This window comes from Kribbella sp. NPDC050281 (assembly GCF_040655855.1).
Classification (GTDB): domain Bacteria; phylum Actinomycetota; class Actinomycetes; order Propionibacteriales; family Kribbellaceae; genus Kribbella.
Genome location: NZ_JBFAKS010000053.1, coordinates 27,515 through 44,373, shown reverse-complemented (window position 1 = coordinate 44,373; position 16,859 = coordinate 27,515). Strand labels below are relative to the sequence as shown.

Annotated in this window: 16 protein-coding genes; 6 read left to right on the top strand and 10 right to left on the bottom strand. The window is 68.6% G+C overall.

What is annotated here, in order from left to right; all coding sequences use genetic code 11:
- Positions 1-249: 249 nt before the first annotated feature.
- Positions 250-2,715, top strand: coding sequence for a LuxR C-terminal-related transcriptional regulator (locus AB0I34_RS39070; RefSeq protein ID WP_360455932.1), 2,466 nt, complete (start codon positions 250-252; stop codon positions 2,713-2,715).
- Between the two features lie 8 nt (positions 2,716-2,723).
- Here AB0I34_RS39070 and AB0I34_RS39065 read toward each other — a convergent pair whose 3' ends face one another.
- From AB0I34_RS39065 to AB0I34_RS39040, 6 genes are all read right to left on the bottom strand, one after another.
- On the bottom strand, positions 2,724-3,149 hold the full coding sequence (locus tag AB0I34_RS39065) for a hypothetical protein (RefSeq protein ID WP_360455929.1): 426 nt from the start codon (positions 3,147-3,149) through the stop codon (positions 2,724-2,726).
- Positions 3,150-3,159: 10 nt separating this feature from the next.
- Positions 3,160-3,642, bottom strand: coding sequence for an RDD family protein (locus AB0I34_RS39060; protein ID WP_360455926.1), 483 nt, complete (start codon positions 3,640-3,642; stop codon positions 3,160-3,162).
- Complete coding sequence (locus tag AB0I34_RS39055) at positions 3,639-4,205, bottom strand: hypothetical protein (RefSeq protein ID WP_360455923.1); 567 nt, start codon at positions 4,203-4,205, stop codon at positions 3,639-3,641. The genes AB0I34_RS39060 and AB0I34_RS39055 overlap by 4 nt, the downstream gene beginning before the upstream one ends.
- 87 nt (positions 4,206-4,292) lie before the next feature.
- On the bottom strand, positions 4,293-5,888 hold the full coding sequence (locus AB0I34_RS39050; RefSeq protein WP_360455920.1) for a phospholipase D-like domain-containing protein: 1,596 nt from the start codon (positions 5,886-5,888) through the stop codon (positions 4,293-4,295).
- A 7-nt stretch (positions 5,889-5,895) separates the two neighbouring features.
- Positions 5,896-7,923: an alkaline phosphatase family protein gene (locus tag AB0I34_RS39045; RefSeq protein ID WP_360455917.1), complete on the bottom strand. Its 2,028-nt coding sequence runs from the start codon at positions 7,921-7,923 to the stop codon at positions 5,896-5,898.
- Between the two features lie 13 nt (positions 7,924-7,936).
- Positions 7,937-8,347 (bottom strand): hypothetical protein, encoded by a 411-nt coding sequence (locus tag AB0I34_RS39040; protein ID WP_360455915.1) that lies wholly within the window; start codon positions 8,345-8,347, stop codon positions 7,937-7,939.
- A 201-nt stretch (positions 8,348-8,548) separates the two neighbouring features.
- Here AB0I34_RS39040 and AB0I34_RS39035 point away from each other — a divergent pair, with 201 nt between their 5' ends.
- Positions 8,549-9,751 carry an AI-2E family transporter gene (locus tag AB0I34_RS39035; protein ID WP_360455912.1) on the top strand — a complete coding sequence of 401 codons (1,203 nt, stop codon included), beginning with the start codon at positions 8,549-8,551 and terminating at the stop codon, positions 9,749-9,751.
- Positions 9,752-9,761: 10 nt separating this feature from the next.
- On the top strand, positions 9,762-10,376 hold the full coding sequence (locus AB0I34_RS39030; protein ID WP_360455909.1) for a hypothetical protein: 615 nt from the start codon (positions 9,762-9,764) through the stop codon (positions 10,374-10,376).
- 9 nt (positions 10,377-10,385) lie between these two features.
- On the opposite strand, the gene AB0I34_RS39025 is transcribed toward AB0I34_RS39030, so the two are convergent.
- Genes AB0I34_RS39025 through AB0I34_RS39010 form a run of 4 tightly spaced genes read right to left on the bottom strand, consistent with a single transcriptional unit; the run spans position 10,386 to position 12,956 of the window.
- Complete coding sequence (locus AB0I34_RS39025) at positions 10,386-10,844, bottom strand: DUF6069 family protein (protein ID WP_360455906.1); 459 nt, start codon at positions 10,842-10,844, stop codon at positions 10,386-10,388.
- On the bottom strand, positions 10,841-11,425 hold the full coding sequence (locus tag AB0I34_RS39020; protein ID WP_360455902.1) for a phosphatase PAP2 family protein: 585 nt from the start codon (positions 11,423-11,425) through the stop codon (positions 10,841-10,843). Before AB0I34_RS39020 ends, AB0I34_RS39025 begins: the two co-directional genes overlap by 4 nt.
- 13 nt (positions 11,426-11,438) lie before the next feature.
- On the bottom strand, positions 11,439-11,657 hold the full coding sequence (locus AB0I34_RS39015; protein WP_360455899.1) for an amphi-Trp domain-containing protein: 219 nt from the start codon (positions 11,655-11,657) through the stop codon (positions 11,439-11,441).
- Positions 11,658-11,666: 9 nt separating this feature from the next.
- Complete coding sequence (locus AB0I34_RS39010; protein WP_360455896.1) at positions 11,667-12,956, bottom strand: diacylglycerol kinase family protein; 1,290 nt, start codon at positions 12,954-12,956, stop codon at positions 11,667-11,669.
- Positions 12,957-13,234: 278 nt separating this feature from the next.
- Here AB0I34_RS39010 and AB0I34_RS39005 point away from each other — a divergent pair, with 278 nt between their 5' ends.
- The 3 genes from AB0I34_RS39005 (at position 13,235) to AB0I34_RS38995 (ending at position 16,825) form a co-directional block, all read left to right on the top strand.
- Positions 13,235-14,731, top strand: coding sequence for a DUF2252 domain-containing protein (locus AB0I34_RS39005; RefSeq protein ID WP_360455893.1), 1,497 nt, complete (start codon positions 13,235-13,237; stop codon positions 14,729-14,731).
- A 15-nt stretch (positions 14,732-14,746) separates the two neighbouring features.
- Positions 14,747-16,441: a SulP family inorganic anion transporter gene (locus tag AB0I34_RS39000; protein ID WP_360455890.1), complete on the top strand. Its 1,695-nt coding sequence runs from the start codon at positions 14,747-14,749 to the stop codon at positions 16,439-16,441.
- Between the two features lie 84 nt (positions 16,442-16,525).
- Positions 16,526-16,825 (top strand): hypothetical protein, encoded by a 300-nt coding sequence (locus tag AB0I34_RS38995; RefSeq protein WP_360455887.1) that lies wholly within the window; start codon positions 16,526-16,528, stop codon positions 16,823-16,825.
- Positions 16,826-16,859: the final 34 nt, after the last annotated feature.

The window sequence follows — 16,859 nt, the reverse complement described above, 5'->3', positions numbered from 1 at the left end:
TCGGACGAGAAACGCTGGTTTTACAGGGCATTCCGTGATTTCGTCGAGGGGTGCGACTCGCAGCGCACCGCCTCCCCAGCGTTGAGTGATGCCGCACGCGCCAGGAGGGGGACCATGCCGAGTGATCAGCACGCAGGGGCGGACAACCGACGCAGCACTTCACCGGATGCGCCATTCGATGGCCGACTGAGACCCAGGACCTCGACGAACCCACCGGGGACAGTGCCGCGGCCGCGCCTTGTCGACCGCGTGAATCTGGGGGTGCAGCTGCCGCTCACGCTGATCAGTGCGCCCGCAGGCTTCGGCAAGACCATCCTGCTGGAGTCGTGGGCAACGCTTTACCAGGGTCCGGCCGTCGTCAAGCGAATCGCCTTGGACGCCGGCAGCGAAGATGCCCCGGCCATGGTGGACTCCGTGCGCGAGGGTCTGCAGGGCCGCGATCACGACGTACTGGTGCTCGTGGTGGACTGCGGCGACCTCATGGTGACGCCCAAGTTCGGACGGAGCGTCCATCGCCTCATCCGCGGCAATGCCGGACGCGTCCGAGTCGTGCTGGTGACTCGGTCCGACCCGCCTCTCCCCCTGCACCTCTACCGGCTGGCGGGCACCATCGCCGAGATCCGGGCCGCCGACCTGGCCTTCACGACGGACGAGACCACAGCGCTGATGCACGCGCACAAGCTCGAACTGACTGCCTCGGAGGTCGCCGAGCTCCAGGCCCGGACCGACGGCTGGCCCGCCGGCCTGATGTTCGCGGCCATGAACCTGGCCGGGAAGGCCGACGCGGAGCGGGTCATCCGGGAGTTCCGCGGCGACTCCGGAAACCTGGCGGCGTACCTGATGACCGAGGTGCTCGACGCTCAGCCTCCGGAGCTGCGAAAGTTCCTGCTCTCCACCAGCATCGTCGACGAGGTCCGGCCGGCGCTGGCCGAGGCGCTGACCGGGCAGGCCTGTGACCTACGGTCGTTGCAGTTCCTCTCCCACGGCAACTCGTTCATCCGGCCTGTTCCGGGGACAGCGGACAGCTACACCTACCAGCCGCTGTTTCGCGAGTTCCTTCGCGCCCAACTGCTGTACGAGCGGCCTACCGCCGTCCCGGCGCTGTACCGCGCTGCGGCTGCCTGGTTCGCCCGGAACCATCAGCCGCTCGAGGCGATCCACCATGCCGTCGCGGCCGGTGAGTGGCAGCGCGCAGCCCGGTACCTGGTGGAGGATCTCGACGTCGCCGGCCTCCTCGTCGGGCGCCGGCGTCGGCAACTGACAACGTTGTTCGCCGGAATTCCCGACGATCTGGACGGTACCGAGGCCGCGATCATCAGGGCCGCCCGCGCGCTGGCCGCGTTCGATGTCGACCGCTGTACGGCGGAACTCGGCAAGGCCACGGTCCGGCTGGACCTGCAACCGTCGGCTCGACGACAGGCTGCCGAGTTGGCCATCACCATGCTGCAAGCGGTCTGTGCGAGCCTCAGCGAGAATCCCGAGGGCGGGCTGGTCGCGGTCCTGACCGCGGAGGCGGAGCTGAGAGCGGCATCGCCGGAGTCAGCCATCGCGCATCCAGAAGCGAGGCTGCTCATCGCCGACTGCAAGGGCCGGGTGCTGCTCCAGCACGGAGACTTCCCGGCTGCCCTCGCGGCCTTCAGCGAAGGCATCGCGCTCGCGGAGGACAGCGGTGCCCACGAGGCCCTCGTCGACTTCCTCGGCATGGCCGCGCTGGTGGAAGCGGCCTGGGGACATCTGCGGCGCGCCGGGGAGGTCGTCGCGCACGCGACCGCGCTGGCGGAGTCGGGGGCGCAACTGTCGCAGTCCGCGATCGTGGCCGGGGCCTGGGTGTACACCGACCGGGGCGATCTGCCCAGCGCCGAAGAAATGGTGCAGCGCGCTGCCGAGGCCGCGCCCACCCACGACGCGCGAGTTCTCGCCGCCGCACTCGCCTTGGTTCGGGCCAGGCTGCTGCGGGCAAGCGGCGACATCGATCTCGCCGCTGCGGAACTCCGAGCGGCGCGCCACAGCTACGGCGTGCAGGGTGGCTGGCTCGGCCAGGCGCTGACCATCGACGAGGCGAAGATGCTCGTGGCACAACACCAGCCACGAGAGGCCGTCACGGCGATCGAGCAGTCCGCGGGTCGCGACCACATCGGATCGCGTCTAGTGCTGCAGCGAGCAGCCACCGAGGCCGGCGAGCGCCCGCCCGCTCAGCCACTCCCGGTCACGGATCGCGTCGTCGCACTCGACATTCAGGTGGACGGCTGGTTGGTCCAGGCTGCGGAGTCGATCAGAACCGGAGACACCGGTCGTAGCGGGATCTGCCTGGAGCGGGCCCTCAGACTGGCCGCACCGGAGCAGCTCCGCCGTCCGTTCGCGGAGGCGCCGCCGGCGGTGCGCAAGCTGCTGCAGCCGTCCGGTGAGCTGATGAGACATCACCCGTGGCTCCGCGCGCCGAGTCTTCGCGGTCGCGACCGCACCGCCGATCGCTGGGCAGTGGCCCGGCCCGAACTGGTGGTCACCGCCGCGTTGACCAGCAAGGAGCACGAGGTGCTCGAGTACCTCGCCGAGTTGCTGACCACCGAAGAGATCGCCAGCACCATGTACGTCTCCGTCAACACGGTGCGCAGCCATGTCCGGAGCATTCTTCGCAAGCTGAGCGCATCGCGCCGCAACGAGGCCGTACGGCGCGCGTGGGAGCTAGGACTGCTGCCCTCACGCCCGGAGGCCTAAGGACTCATTCAGGCGCCATGCCCGGGCCGCACCTCACGACCGTGGAAGGTCAGTGCCCAGATCACCAGGATGTCCACGGCGATCATGATCGTGCTCCAGCCCGGAGCCGCGGCGAGGAACGCCACGTTCACCAGAATGCTCAGGACGGCGAGGATCACGCCGACGACCCTGGCCCACACCTGACCCACGAGGACACAGAATCCGGCCACGAAGACGACGGTGCCGACGATCAGGTGCGTCCAGACCCAGCCGGTGTAGCCCATGTGGATGGCGAGACCGTTCTTCTCGACCACGTAGTACCCCTCGTTGAACAGGGCGACGAACCCCTGGAAGCCGTGCGAGAGGCCGAGAATGATCATCATCACGCCGGCGAACGTGATCGGGCCGACCCAGATCCATCGCGGCTTCGCGGCGCTTCGATCGGTGTCCGGCATGGTCGCCTCCTCAGCGTGGCAATCCGGGTCGCCAGTCGTAGATGACCGACGTGCGCAGCACGAGGTCCTGCACCGAGTGCTGGCGGCCACCGGCGCACAACAGCAGTCCGAGCGGGAACACAGCTGCGAAGACGGCCCGCAGCAGCGCGACGAGCGGCCGCACCCGTCGGCCGCGACGGTTGACCACCCGTAGTGCCATCACGTGGCAGCCGTAGGTCCGTCCGGTGGTCGCCCAGGCGATGGTGAGGTAGACGACGAGAACCAGGAGTGCGGTCGCCACGCTCGGCAGCGGCGATGCCTCACTGAACTGGAAGTCCCGGGGCCTGATCAGGAACCTCAGCCCGTTGACACCCACATATCCGGCCAGCACGGCTACCGCGACGACGACCGCGTCGATGACACTGGCGATCGATCGGGTGACGAGGCCCGCCCTTCGCCCCTGGTACGGCCACGCCTCCCGCGGGACGACCCACACGGGCTCGTCCGTCGTCATGGTTGCGTGGGCGTCATCTCAGATTCTGTCCGGCCACGCCGCAGCCTCAGCCGGGCGACCACCCGGCCCACTGCCTCGTCGCCGGAGATGCCCTGCATCCGTACGCCGCGCACGGCGTCGGAAGCCACAGATCCGGTGGACTGCCGGATCATCTCGGCGAGGTCGACCTCCGCGATGACGCCCTCCGCCATCCCGGCCATGTCGAGTCGCTTCAGCACCTCTGCGGCCACCGCGGGAACCAACCGGTCCAGCATGACCGACAGCTGACGCTCCGCCTCCGCACGTCCTTGGCCACCGCGCTCGGCCAGGGCTGCCAGCCAGGTGGCGGCCTGGTAACGCTCCGCCAGCATCGGCGGCCGCAGGATCACGCCGACGACCGGGTTGAGAACTCCTCCGGCCCTGCGCCGAGCCGGGCTGAGGGCTCCCCCGAGCCGGCGTCCTACCGTCTGCGCGGCGGCCGCCGCCAGCACAGAGGCCCCGACGGCCGCATCGAGCACAAGGATCGCGTCTCGGCTCGCGGGCGGCGCGTCAGGCGGGTTCTCGGACTGCTCTGAAGTACCCACGCGACCATGCTGCGTCCGCCCGCCGGGCCCCGCCTCATCCATGGTGGGGGAGACCACAAGGATGCGTGAGGTACTCGGCACTCAGGGTCAGAACTCGTTGTTGCGGCGCATCTGGCGGGGGCGGCCGTCGGGGTCGTAGATCAGCCGGTACAGCGGTTCGGCCCAGAGCGCCTGGAAACGGGTCACGTGTTGCGTCACGTGCGGACGGATGTGTCCGGGTGGCCGCCGGCCTTTCTTGCCGCCGGCGTACCAGGCCTCCAGGTCCGCGGCGGTTCGCTGCCACCGCTCGAACCCCGTCAACGGGTCGAGCTGCGCCAGGTCGGCGACCGGCCGGCCGAGATGCTCCGACCACACCTCCAGCCGCAGGTCCCGGGCGAGCCGACGGGCGCCCTTGGCAACCAACTCCCGGTCGTCGGGAGTCGGGTCCAGCACCGCACAGGTCAGTTCGCTGTCACAGGTCCAGGAGCGGCGGTTGAAGTTGTCCGAGCCGCAGGTGAACCACACGTCGTCGACGATGCAGATCTTCGCGTGCACGTAGATCGGCGCGCCCTCGGCATTCTCCAGGTTGTAGATCCCGACCCGCTCGGGCGCGGTCCGGCGGAGCATCCGCACAGCGCGCAACTGACCGAAGCGTGCCGGCGGCCCACTCACGGCACCGTCGGCATCCGGGTACCGCGGTACGACGATGATCACGCGCAGGCTGGGCGACCGCTCGAGGGCATCGTGGATCCCCTGCGCGATCAGCTCTGACCACAGGTACTGGTCCTCCAGATAGATCAAGTGCCGGGCATTGCCGAACGCCTTGCCGTACGCCCGGGCGATGCTCCGCTCCCCCTGCGGCGCGAACGGATAGCCGGGTCGTTTGTGGGCATACGTTCGCAGTACCTGGACGGCGTGCGGCCCGGCCGGCGGCGGATCGGGGAACTGCTCCGGCAGCGACTTCGGATGGCGCGGCATCCGGGCGAGCCGTTGCACGATCATCCGGTACGGCGTCCGCCGGTCAAGCGGATGACCGTCGTCCCAGCGCTCGATGAAGGTGCGGAGCAGATCGCCGACGACCGGTCCGCGGATCTCCAGCGCCGCGTCGTGCCACGGCGTACGGTCGCCGTACCTGCGATCCATCGGTGCCTGCTGTGGATCCCCCAGATGCTCGCTGTCGTCACGGCGCTGGTGGGACAGGTCGATGCCGCCGACGAAGGCGACCGCCCGTTCCGGCCGGCCGTGGTGCCGGATCACGAACAGCTTCTGGTGATGCGAGGCCAGGCGCCGGACCCGCTGGTCGAGCAGCACTTCGGCGCCGGCTTTGTTGAGCTTCGTTCCCAGCCGCTGGTTCTCCTGAGCGTTGAACTGCAGGTGATCCGAATGCGATCGCCAGAGCAGCGCTCTGACCTCGACTCCTGATCGGGCCAGATCGGCCAGCACGGTTCCGATCGTCGGACCGTCGGGCAGCAACTTCTCGTCCGCGTCGCCACGCCAGTCGGTGAAGTAGATCCGGTCGCCGGGCCGCAGCGCGCACAGTTCTTCGTACAAGCGACGGAAGTACGTCGCCCCGTGGATCAGCGGCCGCACCAGGTTGCCGTCGACCCAGGACCCGTCGATGTCTCCCACCCGGTCGATGTCCGTGCCGGGATTGCCGCGCTCGTCCGGGGTGAGGAACCATTGCCCGGCAGTGTGGTCGGTCATCTTCGCCTCACACGTCCGCGGTGTCGCGGGAGATCCCGCTGCGCTGTCCGAGCTGTTCGAGGTACGCCACCAGCACGCGATGGAGCGCGTCCGCGCCGCGGATCGGGTGGTCCGGGATCACCAGGTCGGGTGGAGCCAGCAGCATCGCCCGTCCCTGCCAGCCGCCGAGTCCACCGTGACAGCCGACCAGACCTTCGAAAGCGGAGACCTCACCGGTGTCCCGGTCGACGGAACTGTTCACATACAGGTCAGGTGCCTCGGGCATCGATACCGCTCTCAGCAGGTCGGCCGAGGCGTGCGGCCCGAACGGCGCCAACGGGTCGTCGCCCGTCACCTTGGCGTCGGACAGCCGCTGGACACCCGACGGCCCGAGCACCAGCGGCCCATGCTCGGTGCTCATCACCGCGACGAATCCGATCCCGTCGTGGTTCACGAGCCCGGGGATGAGAGCCGGCCATCGATCGGTGATGTCCTCCATCGTCAGCCGGCGCTCCTCAGCGGCGTACACCAGGCCGAGGTTGCCCGACCCGAGGACGACGAGGTCCGAAGCGGTGGTGACCGCCGGTGGAGCGGAGCGGTCCTGCACTCGGAGCGCCGCATCCCGCGCGACCCGTCGAGTTCCGGAGCCGCCGCCGGCCAGATCGGTCAGCAGGCCGTTCAGGCGCCCCCAGCCCTCGACCGACTGCTGGACCGCCTCGACCTGTGCCGCGGTCAGCTGCGAGCAGACCGCAGCCAGGTCGATCCCGTACCGATCGGCGAAGATCGCACCCTGGGACTGCCCGTGGTCGGACAGGATGACCAGCCGGTACGGCCGCGGCGCCTCCGCGGCCACGGCCTCCAGACATGCCAGCACGTGATCGAGCCGATCGAGCGTGCCTAGCGACTCCGGCCGCAAGGAGCCGGCGTGATGGGCCACCTCGTCGTAGTCGACATAGTCGACGTACACGACCCGCGTGCCATGGATCATCTCCTCGGCCACCAGTGCGGTGTTGAGGTCCCGCAGTACGACGTTCGTCACCGCCCGCATGCCGGCGAACAGCCAGCCACGGTGTCCCCTCGGCAGAACATCGCGACGGCGTTGCCGACGTGACTCGAACCTCTCCCGGGCGATCTCGGCGATCGCTCCGGACAGGCTGCCGGCGAAACCGTCCGGCCGGGCCAGATACCAGGCAGCGCGACGACGTGTGTCGGCCGAACCGCGCTTGAGTTCGATCTTGCTCATCGTCAGCACCGACCGCTCGGCGTCGCCGCTGAAGAGGTTGGAGATACTCACGCCGCCATCGGCCAGCAGACCGCGGCCGTCGGTGGCCCGGCGCTCGATCTCGGCCGCGTCAGCGGCCCGGTTGCTCACCAGCACCCGCCCCAGGGCCCGGTCGTACCAACGGAAGGCGGGTACGCCGTCGATGCGGCCGTGCAGGATCCCCAACTGACTGGCGGGCGTGGTGGGCGGGAGCACCGGGTTCCACTCCACCAGCCGATAGCCGTCTTCGCGGATCCAGCGACCCATCGTGGGCAGGGTGGCGGCCATGAGTTGCCAGCGCAGGACCGGGAAAGGCACGCCGTCGAGCTGTACGAAGATGACGCCAGGAGCCTCGGGATCGTCGACTTTCGTCCGCCGCCGCCTGGTCCGGCGGACGAGGGTTGCCGTGAAGGCTTCCGGCGTACCGGAGGAGCAGAGCCACGCCACGATCGTCGCCGCGGCCGCCGCGATCCACGCCGCCGCGAGCACGACCCAGAACGAGTCCGCCTCGACCCCCGGGATCAGGGTGAGCGCCAACGCGAGGATCGCGGCCTGTCCGAGCACCGCCAGGAGGAGTACCGCGAACCATCCGATCGCGGCACTTGCGGCGACGAGCAAAGGACGCACCAACGCACCGACCAGGAGCGTCGCCGCGGCCGCGGCGAGCAGCTGTGGGAACGACGAGATCTTGAGGCCGGGCAGCACGGCGTCCGCGACGGCAAGGGCCAGCACCGAGCTGACATAGGTGGCGACGATCCGGCCGAGATCGCCGGTGCGGACCAGCGGCGTGGACACGATTGTCCGGCCGTCACGTACGGAGCGCGCGCGGACGCGTCAGCGCCCAGATCACCCACACGTCGAGGGCGATCAGCAGCAGCGCCCAGAATGGCTGATAGGGAATGAAGAAGAAGTTGTCGATCGCACTCAGCACCACCAGGAAGAGGGCGACCACACCGGCCCAGCGCGCTCGGGAGAACAGACCGAAGGCGGTCGCGACGAGCGCCAGACCCAGGATCAGGTGGATCCATCCCCAGGCGGTGATGTCCAGATCGAAGGCGTAGCCCCTGACCCGCACGAGGTACTCGTCGTTCAGGATGGCGGCAAAGCCGGCGATCACGTGGAAGGCACCGATCAATAGCAGCATCGCGGCGGCGAAGGCGACTCCGGTCATCGCCCAGCCCGAGTCGGCCTGCGACTCGACAGTGCGGTCGTCGGTCATCTGCGTCCACCCCTCTCTGCTCGGTCCTCGACGGACGTCGAGCGCGCGTCGACAGTAGGACCGGACCGACGGGTGGCGCGTCACCCTTGGCGGACGACGTACCAGGAGTCGGCGAATGATCATCCGGGGTGGGTGATGCTGGCCAGGGCGATCTGAGCGATCTTCGAAGCCCAGGCGGGTCGGGAAAGGGAGGTTGCGACGATGTCCGCAGGCTCGACGGACTCTCCCGACGGCCGGAGGCCGGACGCCGGCTCGACGGACTCTCCCGACAGCCGGAGGCCGGACGCCGGCTCGACGTCTACCCCGATGGCACTGCCGCGCGGAGTCATCGTTCTCCTCGGCACCGGAGCAACGGTCCTGACGGCCGCTGGGATGCGCGGCTTCGCGGGGATCATCGGTCCTGTCTTCCTCGCGCTCGTCCTCACGATCGCGGTGAGTCCACTGCGCCAGTTGCTGGTCAGGAAAGGCGTCAAGGGGTGGCTCGCCGCGCTCATCGCACTCGTGGTCGTGAACGTCTTCTTGCTGGCAGTCGCGGCGGCGCTGGCCCTCTCGGTCGCCAAGCTGGCCAGCCTGCTGCCCACCTATGAGGACAAGTTCACCGCGCTGGTCACGGATGCCCGCGGCTGGCTGGCCGACCATGGCGTGGGCCAGGAGCAACTCGAGGCTGCCCTGAAGAAGCTCGACCTCGGGGCGCTCTTCGACATTCTGCAGGGCTGGCTGAGCGGACTCCTCGGGGTCTTCTCGAGCCTGGCCTTCGTCGTCGCCGTCCTGTTCTTCATGGGCATCGACTCCACCCACTTCCCGGACCGCCTGCGCCAGGCGGCGCGGGTGAGGCCGGAAGTCACCGGCGCCCTGACCGGCTTCGCGCGTGGTACGACGCGCTACCTGATCGTCTCCACCGTCTTCGGGCTGATCGTGGCCATCTTCGACGTCGGGGTCCTCTACCTGCTGGACATCCCGCTGCCCTGGCTGTGGGGGCTGCTCGCCCTCATCACCAACTACATACCGAACGTCGGGTTCTTCATCGGGGTGATCCCGCCCGCGCTACTGGGACTCCTCGACCACGGCTGGGCGACCTTCCTGTGGGTGATCGTGGCGTACAGCGTCATCAACTTCATCATCCAGTCGATCATCCAGCCGAAGGTCGTCGGCGACGCGGTCGGGCTGTCCACGACACTGACCTTCCTCTCCCTGGTCTTCTGGGCGTGGATCCTCGGCCCGCTGGGCGCCGTACTGGCCATTCCACTGTCGCTCCTGGTCAAGGCCCTGCTCCTCGACGCCGACCCCTCCACCCGCTGGCTCGGCGATCTCATCTCCGGCGGCCAGCTCCCGGAGGACACCACTCCGCCGGCGAAACCTGCGGAGCTGCCTCCGGGCGAGGTCGCCGCCGAACCGATCGGATGAGGAGATCGCCATGTGGCGCTCAGTGCTGCTGCACGAATTCCCGGACCACAACATCCGGTCCCTGCAAGGTCTGCCCGGCAGCTTGTCGCCAGGCTCGCTCGTGCTGAGCCCGTCCGAGGGCACTGTGCTGATCGCACCAGGCCGCAGTCTCCACTACGTCCTCGAAACTCCCCTTCTCGAGGTGATCGGGGTCAGCTGCCTGCTGCGGATCAAGCACCCGGGCCGAGCCGTCAACTCGTCGCTGCAGATCCTTCGCCTCGGTGATGAGTTCACCCTGAGCCTCGAACCGTTGACCACGTTCCAGGCCCTGGTCCGGGTCCGGCTCCACCGGGTCTGGCACGACATCGGCCAGCTGCCGAACCCCAGTGCGCACTTCGCGGAGTTGAGGTTCGACTGGCACACCAGCGGCAAGACCTACCTTCGAGTCGACGGGCGCCTCGTCGGCTATCACGATGCGCTGAGTCGAGGTTCCCGGCTCACCATCTCCGACGTCGTCTTCGGCTCGCCCGAGCCGCTCGCCACCTCGTCCGACCCGCACTATCAGCTGGGCGAGTTCCTCGTCCGCGCCCGCACCCGCCGCGCGCGCTGGTCACGGCGGCACGCGACAGCCGTACGCAAACCCTGACGTCAGCAGCTACCGAGCGGTGCGGCGTTCTTGCGTCGCCGCCCGTGCTGATCCGTTGACCAAGGTGACGATGGCGATCCCGACGGCGAGGTTGATCACCGCTGTCGCGACCTTCGACGACGTCGACCCGCTGGTGATGAAGGGCGCGAGCGCCGCCGCGACGGTGGCCAGCATCATGATCCAGGTGAAGAACTGATGGGGCCGGGGCGTCGAGATCAGCAGCAGATGCATCAGACCGGTGGCGATCAGCGCCGCCAGAGCGCAGTACAACGCGTACCTCCCCGTGTCCGCGTCTCCCCAGGTGCCCTCGCCTTCGGGGGCCAGGACGGCTACGTCGAAGACGCCGCGGGCGAGCAGGATGCCGACGATCGCGATCAATGCGGCGACGACGGCCGTGGCCCCGCCTCCGGCCCACAGCCGACCGGCTGCTACCGCGTTCGCACCGCCGTGCGTGGGCTGAACTGTCATGACGGGTGCTCCTTGTCCTTGGGCTGCGGTGGTGGCCAGAGGCGGAGCGCGAGCCGCCCGGCCAACCGTCCGAACAGCGCTCCTATGGTCACCCCGACCAGAACGTCGCTCGGATAGTGCACGCCCGTGTACACGCGGGAGAACGCGATGACCGACGCCATCACCCGCAAGGCCGGCCGGAGTCCGGGCAGAAGGCCTCCGACGGCAACGGCGAAAGCCGCTGCGGACGCGGAGTGTCCGGACGGAAAGGATCCCGAGGAGGGCATCCGTACCCACCGCTGGACGGGTACGCCGAGGCCGTGCCGATCGGGCCGGAGGCGTTCGCCCGTCAGCTTCTTGATCGGCTGGTTCACCACGAGGGACGTTGCCCCGATCGCGGCGAGCCCCGTCACCGCGGCGCGCCGGCCCCGCGGACCGCCGGACAACGCGAGGGCACCGGCCACCAGGAACCACAGCTTGGAGAAGTTGGCGAAATCGGACACCCGCCTGAGTGGCTCATCCAGGACCGGCGTCGACAGCCGCGCCACTGCTTGGTAGGCAGCGCGGTCGTAGCCCGAGAGGCGGTGCAGTGAGTCGCTCACGCAACGGCTTCCGTCACCATGTGAGCTCGACCTCGAGTTCGCTCCCGTCGTCGCCGAGTTCGAACTCGAGCTTGAAGTGCACCTGGTCAGGAACGTGCACCTTGACCCGCAGGCCGCCGCGGTCGAACTCGACGTCGTTCTCCTTGGCGAGGGTGTCGGCAAGAGCGTGCAGGCGAGCCGCGGCGGCTTCTCGGCTCATCGACTCCTTCTCTTTGACCTCGATCAGATCCATTGCGGCCTCCTAGGGGTTGGGACTTGCCGGTTTCCGGTCCCGGCCGAGGGCGATGCGCACCAGCTGGACCAGTCCGTCGCGAAGGCCCTCGGGAGCCAGCGCCGACGGCGAGGATCCGGGGTGTTGGTGCGCGATGCGCACCCGGAGAGCTCCGGGCCGGATGCGGAACCGCAACGGCGCGTCGAAGATGAGCGCCTCCCCGTCGACGCCGGCCGGCAGTGGGCGATCGGCGTCGACCTCGAAGGACGGAGCCGACCACTCGCGCCACGGACGCTGGAGGCGGCGTTGACCGCCGTCGGCTGGTGCCCCCATGACGGTGATGCCGAGCAGGCCGTCGTCGATGTGCGGTCGGGTGCCAGAACCAACGGCACGACCGAGGCGGTAACGGTTGTTGGACACGAGCACGGCCGCACCCCCGCGATGTCCATGGCCGCCGGGGCCGGTCCAGCGCATGTCGAGATCGCTGCCACCGGTACCGAGCGCGTCGGGAACGGTGTCGAGGATGGTCCGGATCTTGGCAGCGCGGTAGCCGGTGCGCTGTACTGCCTCGGCGTACACGCCGAGTGACACGTTGTTGACGAACACCCGGCCGTTGACCTCCGCGAGGTCCACCAGCCGCTCGCCGCCATCGACGAAGGCGTCGAGAGCACCGACCACATCGTCACGGTCGACCCCGAGGTCGAGCGCGAAGTGGTTGCGGGTGCCGGCTGGTATGCAGGCGTAGGGCAACGAGAGTTCGGCGGCGACCGAGGCGACGACCGCCTGCGATCCGTCGCCACCGGCCATCGCGAGTCCGTCAGCACCCCGGGCGACTGCGCCGCGGACAAGGGTTTCGAGGTCGTCCCCGCGCTTCAGCTCGATCGGCTCGATCCCTCGGTCGCGTGCTTCCTTGGCAACCGCGAAGCGTTCCGCCTTTCCCCCACCGGATTTCGGGTTGTAGAACAGCACCGGATGCTGCGGGGCGGGCACCCGCGGCAGATCCGCGTGGGCGGTAAAGCTGGCTCGTGACGCTGCCAGAGTGATCAGGAGCCCCACCACGACGAGCAGATCGACGCCCAAGTTCCCACCGACGGCAACCAAGACCACCGCACCGGCAAGCGCCAGGCCGGCCACGGCCAGCCCTACCACGCGCGCGATCCCTCTCCGCAACACGCCGTACCAGGCCGCGACGGCAGCGATCACCACGCAGCCCAACACGAAGAGCCCTCGTGGAAACTGACTCACCGCGACCACCACGGCAAGTACGACCGTCGCCGCCCCGACCAACAGCGCCACAACCGCGGCAACCCGCCGCCTCACGAATTCCACCCCATCGGCCCGCCCTCAGCATCTCCGCCTCGGCGCCGAGCCCCGACGCCAAGCCCATCCTGTGCGGCCGCCCCCATCGAGGCATCCCACACCCCGGATGATCTGCTCCCGGACCGGCCGTAAGGGTGACGTCGGGGCGTGATCCTCCCTCAGGGGTGATGCGGTGCGCCCGGGTTCTGCCGGATCGTCGGAGGAGTACGCCGATCGCAGGGTGGGGACCCGGCTCGTCCGACGAGCCGCGCCTGCGATGGCGAGAAGGGCGGCCGATCATGGCGACGAAGGTTGAACATCCGACTCTCGACGAGCGCACCGCACGAGGTCTGGAAGCGCGCGCCCGGGTGAATCCGGACAGTCACGCCGGGTGGGTGCCCGCCGCGGACCGGCCGGACGCGGTAGCGATCATCGAGGAGCAGAACCTGCGGCGAGATGCGGACCTGGTCCCGGTGCGGCACGGCCGGATGATGGTCTCGCCGTTCACGTTCTACCGGGGCGCTGCCAAGATCATGGCCACGGACCTTGCCGGCACGCCCACGGCCGGTCTCGAGGTCCAGCTCTGTGGGGATGCCCACCTGTCGAACTTCGGCGTCTTCGCGTCGCCGGAGCGCAACCTGGTGTTCGACATCAACGACTTCGACGAGACCCTCCCGGGCCCGTTCGAGTACGACGTCAAACGGCTGGCCGCGAGTTTCATGGTGGCGGCACAGAACAACGGATACTCGCAGGCGGACGCTCGTGCGATCACGAAGGCCTGTGTCACCTCCTACCGGGAGACGATGGCCGACTTCGCCACCCAGAGAACCCTCGACGTGTGGTATGCCCACATTTCCGAGGACGAGATCAACCAGTCGGTGAATGCCCTCCTGGCCGGAGCCGACAGCAAGGGCAAGGGATCCAAGAAGGGAAAGGGCAAGGACAAGACCGCCGGCGAGGACGGCATGGCCGGGATGACGCCGAAGCAGGTGAAAGAGGCCCACAAGCGCTTTACGAAGAATGCGCTGAAGGCCCACTCCCGCAACAGCAATCAGGCGCTGTCCAAGCTCGGCGAAGAGGTCGACGGCCGCTACCGCATCGCCAGCGTCCCGCCGGTGATCGTCCCCGCGCGCGACCTCCACACGGCGTACGGCGTGGAGCCCGGAGATCTCGAGACGGTCGTCTTCGACCTGTTCCGGGACTACCGCTCCACCCTTCGGCCCGACGTTCGGCAGCTGCTGGAGCGCTTCGAGGTCATCGACTGGGCCCGGAAGGTCGTCGGCGTCGGCAGCGTCGGAACGCGAGCGTTCGTCGTCCTGCTGCAGGGCCGTGACCGCGGCGATCCGCTGTTCCTCCAGGTCAAGGAGGCCACCAGGTCGGTTCTCGAAGGACCGTTGCGCAAGAGCGCGTTCAGGCAGCCGGGCGAGCGGGTGGTCCAGGGCCAGCGCTTGATGCAGGCCAGCAGCGACATCTTCCTCGGCTGGTCCAAAGGGGTTCAGGCCGACCGGTACTTCTACTGGCGCCAACTGCGTGACATGAAGGGCTCAGCGCTCGTCGAGCTGATGTTGCCCGCGGTCATGGCCTACTACGCCCGTACGTGCGGATGGACCCTGGCCCGCGCTCACGCACGATCGGGTGACGCGGTCTCCATCGCCGCCTACCTCGGTGACGACGATGCCTTCGACAAGTCGATCACCGACTTCTCCGAACGCTACGCAGCCCAGAACGACCAGGATTTCGCGGAATTCGCCAAAGCCATCAGCTCGAACCGGATCGACGCCATCCAGCAAGTCTGACCACGACCGGCCGGCATGAACCTGATCCCCGAGCCGCTGCGCGGCTACCGGCGGGCCTGGCTGGCGCGCGACGTCATCGCGGGGCTGACCCTGTCGGCGGTGGCGATCCCGGAGGTGATGGGCTACACGTCGATCGCCGGTACGCCGATCGTGACCGGGCTGTACACCATCATCTTTCCCACTCTGCTCTTCGCGCTCCTGGGCTCGTCGCGGTTGCTTGTCGTGGGTGCGGACTCGGCCACGGCCGCGGTGCTCGCCGCAGGCCTGACAGGTCTGGGCATCGCCGGAGTCACGCCCGGATCGCCCGACTGGCTCGCATTCGCCAGCCTGACAGCGCTGGTCTGCGGTGCCCTGCTGATCTTGGCGCGGCTTCTGCGCCTGGGCTTCATCGGTGACTTCCTGAGCGCGTCGGTACTGATCGGGTTCCTCACCGGCGTCGGCATCCAGGTGCTGTCCGGGCAGATTCCGGACCTGCTCGGCATCCCGAAGGGCAAGGGCGGCTGGTTCGAACAGCAATGGCACTGGATCACTTCGCTGTCCTCGATCGAGCTCGGCACGCTGGCCTTCGGGCTGGCCACGATCGTGGTCATCCAGATCTTCAGGCGTTTCATCCCGGCTGTCCCGGGTGCCGTCGTCGCCGTCGTCCTGCTGACCGCTGTCTCCGCCCTGATCGACGCGCAGGCGCACGGAGTGGCCGTGGTCGGTGCCGTGCAGGGCGGATTCCCGCCGCTCGGCCTGCCGTCGGGCATTTCCTGGTCGGACGTGCCCAAGGTCGTGCCGACCGCCCTGTCCTGCTTCGTCCTCATCATCGCCCAGAGTGCCGCCACCTCCCGCAGTTTCGCGTTCAAGCACGGAGATGCCGTCGACATCAACCGGGACATCGTCGGGCTGAGTGGCGCCAGTCTCGCCGCCGGCCTCACCGGCACCTTCGTGGTCAACGGCAGCCCGACGAAGACGCAGATCCTCGACGAGCAGAAGGGGCGCACCCAACTCGCCAACCTGACGATGGCGGCCGTCGTGCTGGTGTTCACCCTCTTCTTCACCGGCCTGCTGGCGGACATGCCCAAGGCGGTTCTCGCCGGGATCGTCTTCCTCATCGGCGTCAGCCTGATCGACGTGCCCGGCCTGCAGCGGCTGTGGATGCGACGCAAGAACGAGTTCGTAGTGGCCGTGATCACGGCGATCACCGTTTTCGCCGTCGGCGTCGAGCAGGGAATCATCCTCGCCATCGTGCTCTCGCTGCTCGATCTCGTCCGGCGGCAGTACACACCGGGCGACTTCGTCATCGGTCAGAACCAGGCCGGCGAGCCGACCTACCTGCCGGCCAAGCCGGGCGCGCAGAGCCTGCCCGGTCTGGTGGTCTTCCGCTACGACGCGGAACTCTTCTACGCCAACGCCAACCGCTTCGCCGACCACTTCGAGTCGGTCATCTCCGCCGCTCCCGACCCCGTCCGCTGGGTGGCGCTGGACTGCGCCGCGATCGATGACATCGACTACTCGGCCGGCGTGACCCTGGCCAACCTCGTCAACTACAGCAGGGCTCACAACGCCCGCTTCGTGCTCGTCCGGCCGGATACCCAGTTGCTCTCGACGCTGCGGGCGTACGGGACCCTGGACACGATCGGCGAGGACAACATCTTCCCGACCCTGGCGGAGGCGTTCCGCGCCTATCGGGCCGACCCCGACCCGCGTCTGCCTCTCAGCGGATGAGTCGTTGCGAGACATCCTCTGTGGATGAGGCAGGCGCCGCCCGTGCCGAGGCATGGTCGGTGGAAGCCTACGAGAGGAACGACCATGGGGTGCCTGTTCGCGCTGTTCGCCGGAATCTTCCCACGCCTGGCCCTGTTCATCGTCTGGGTGGCGCGGCCCAAGCTGGTGGACGCCGCCTTCGACAGCTGGATCTGGCCGCTCCTCGGACTGATCTTCCTTCCCTTCGCAACACTCATGTACGTGATTCTCTGGCGGACCGGCGGCCTGAGCGGGCTGGACTGGTTCTGGGTGGTCCTGGCCGGCGTTCTCGACATCGCGCACTGGGGCGCGGGGTGGACGCAGCGCAGGCAGGCGCCGGGTTATCCGGCCGCCGCGCAGGGCTGAGGACCACGACCGCACAGTGACGACCGCTGACGCG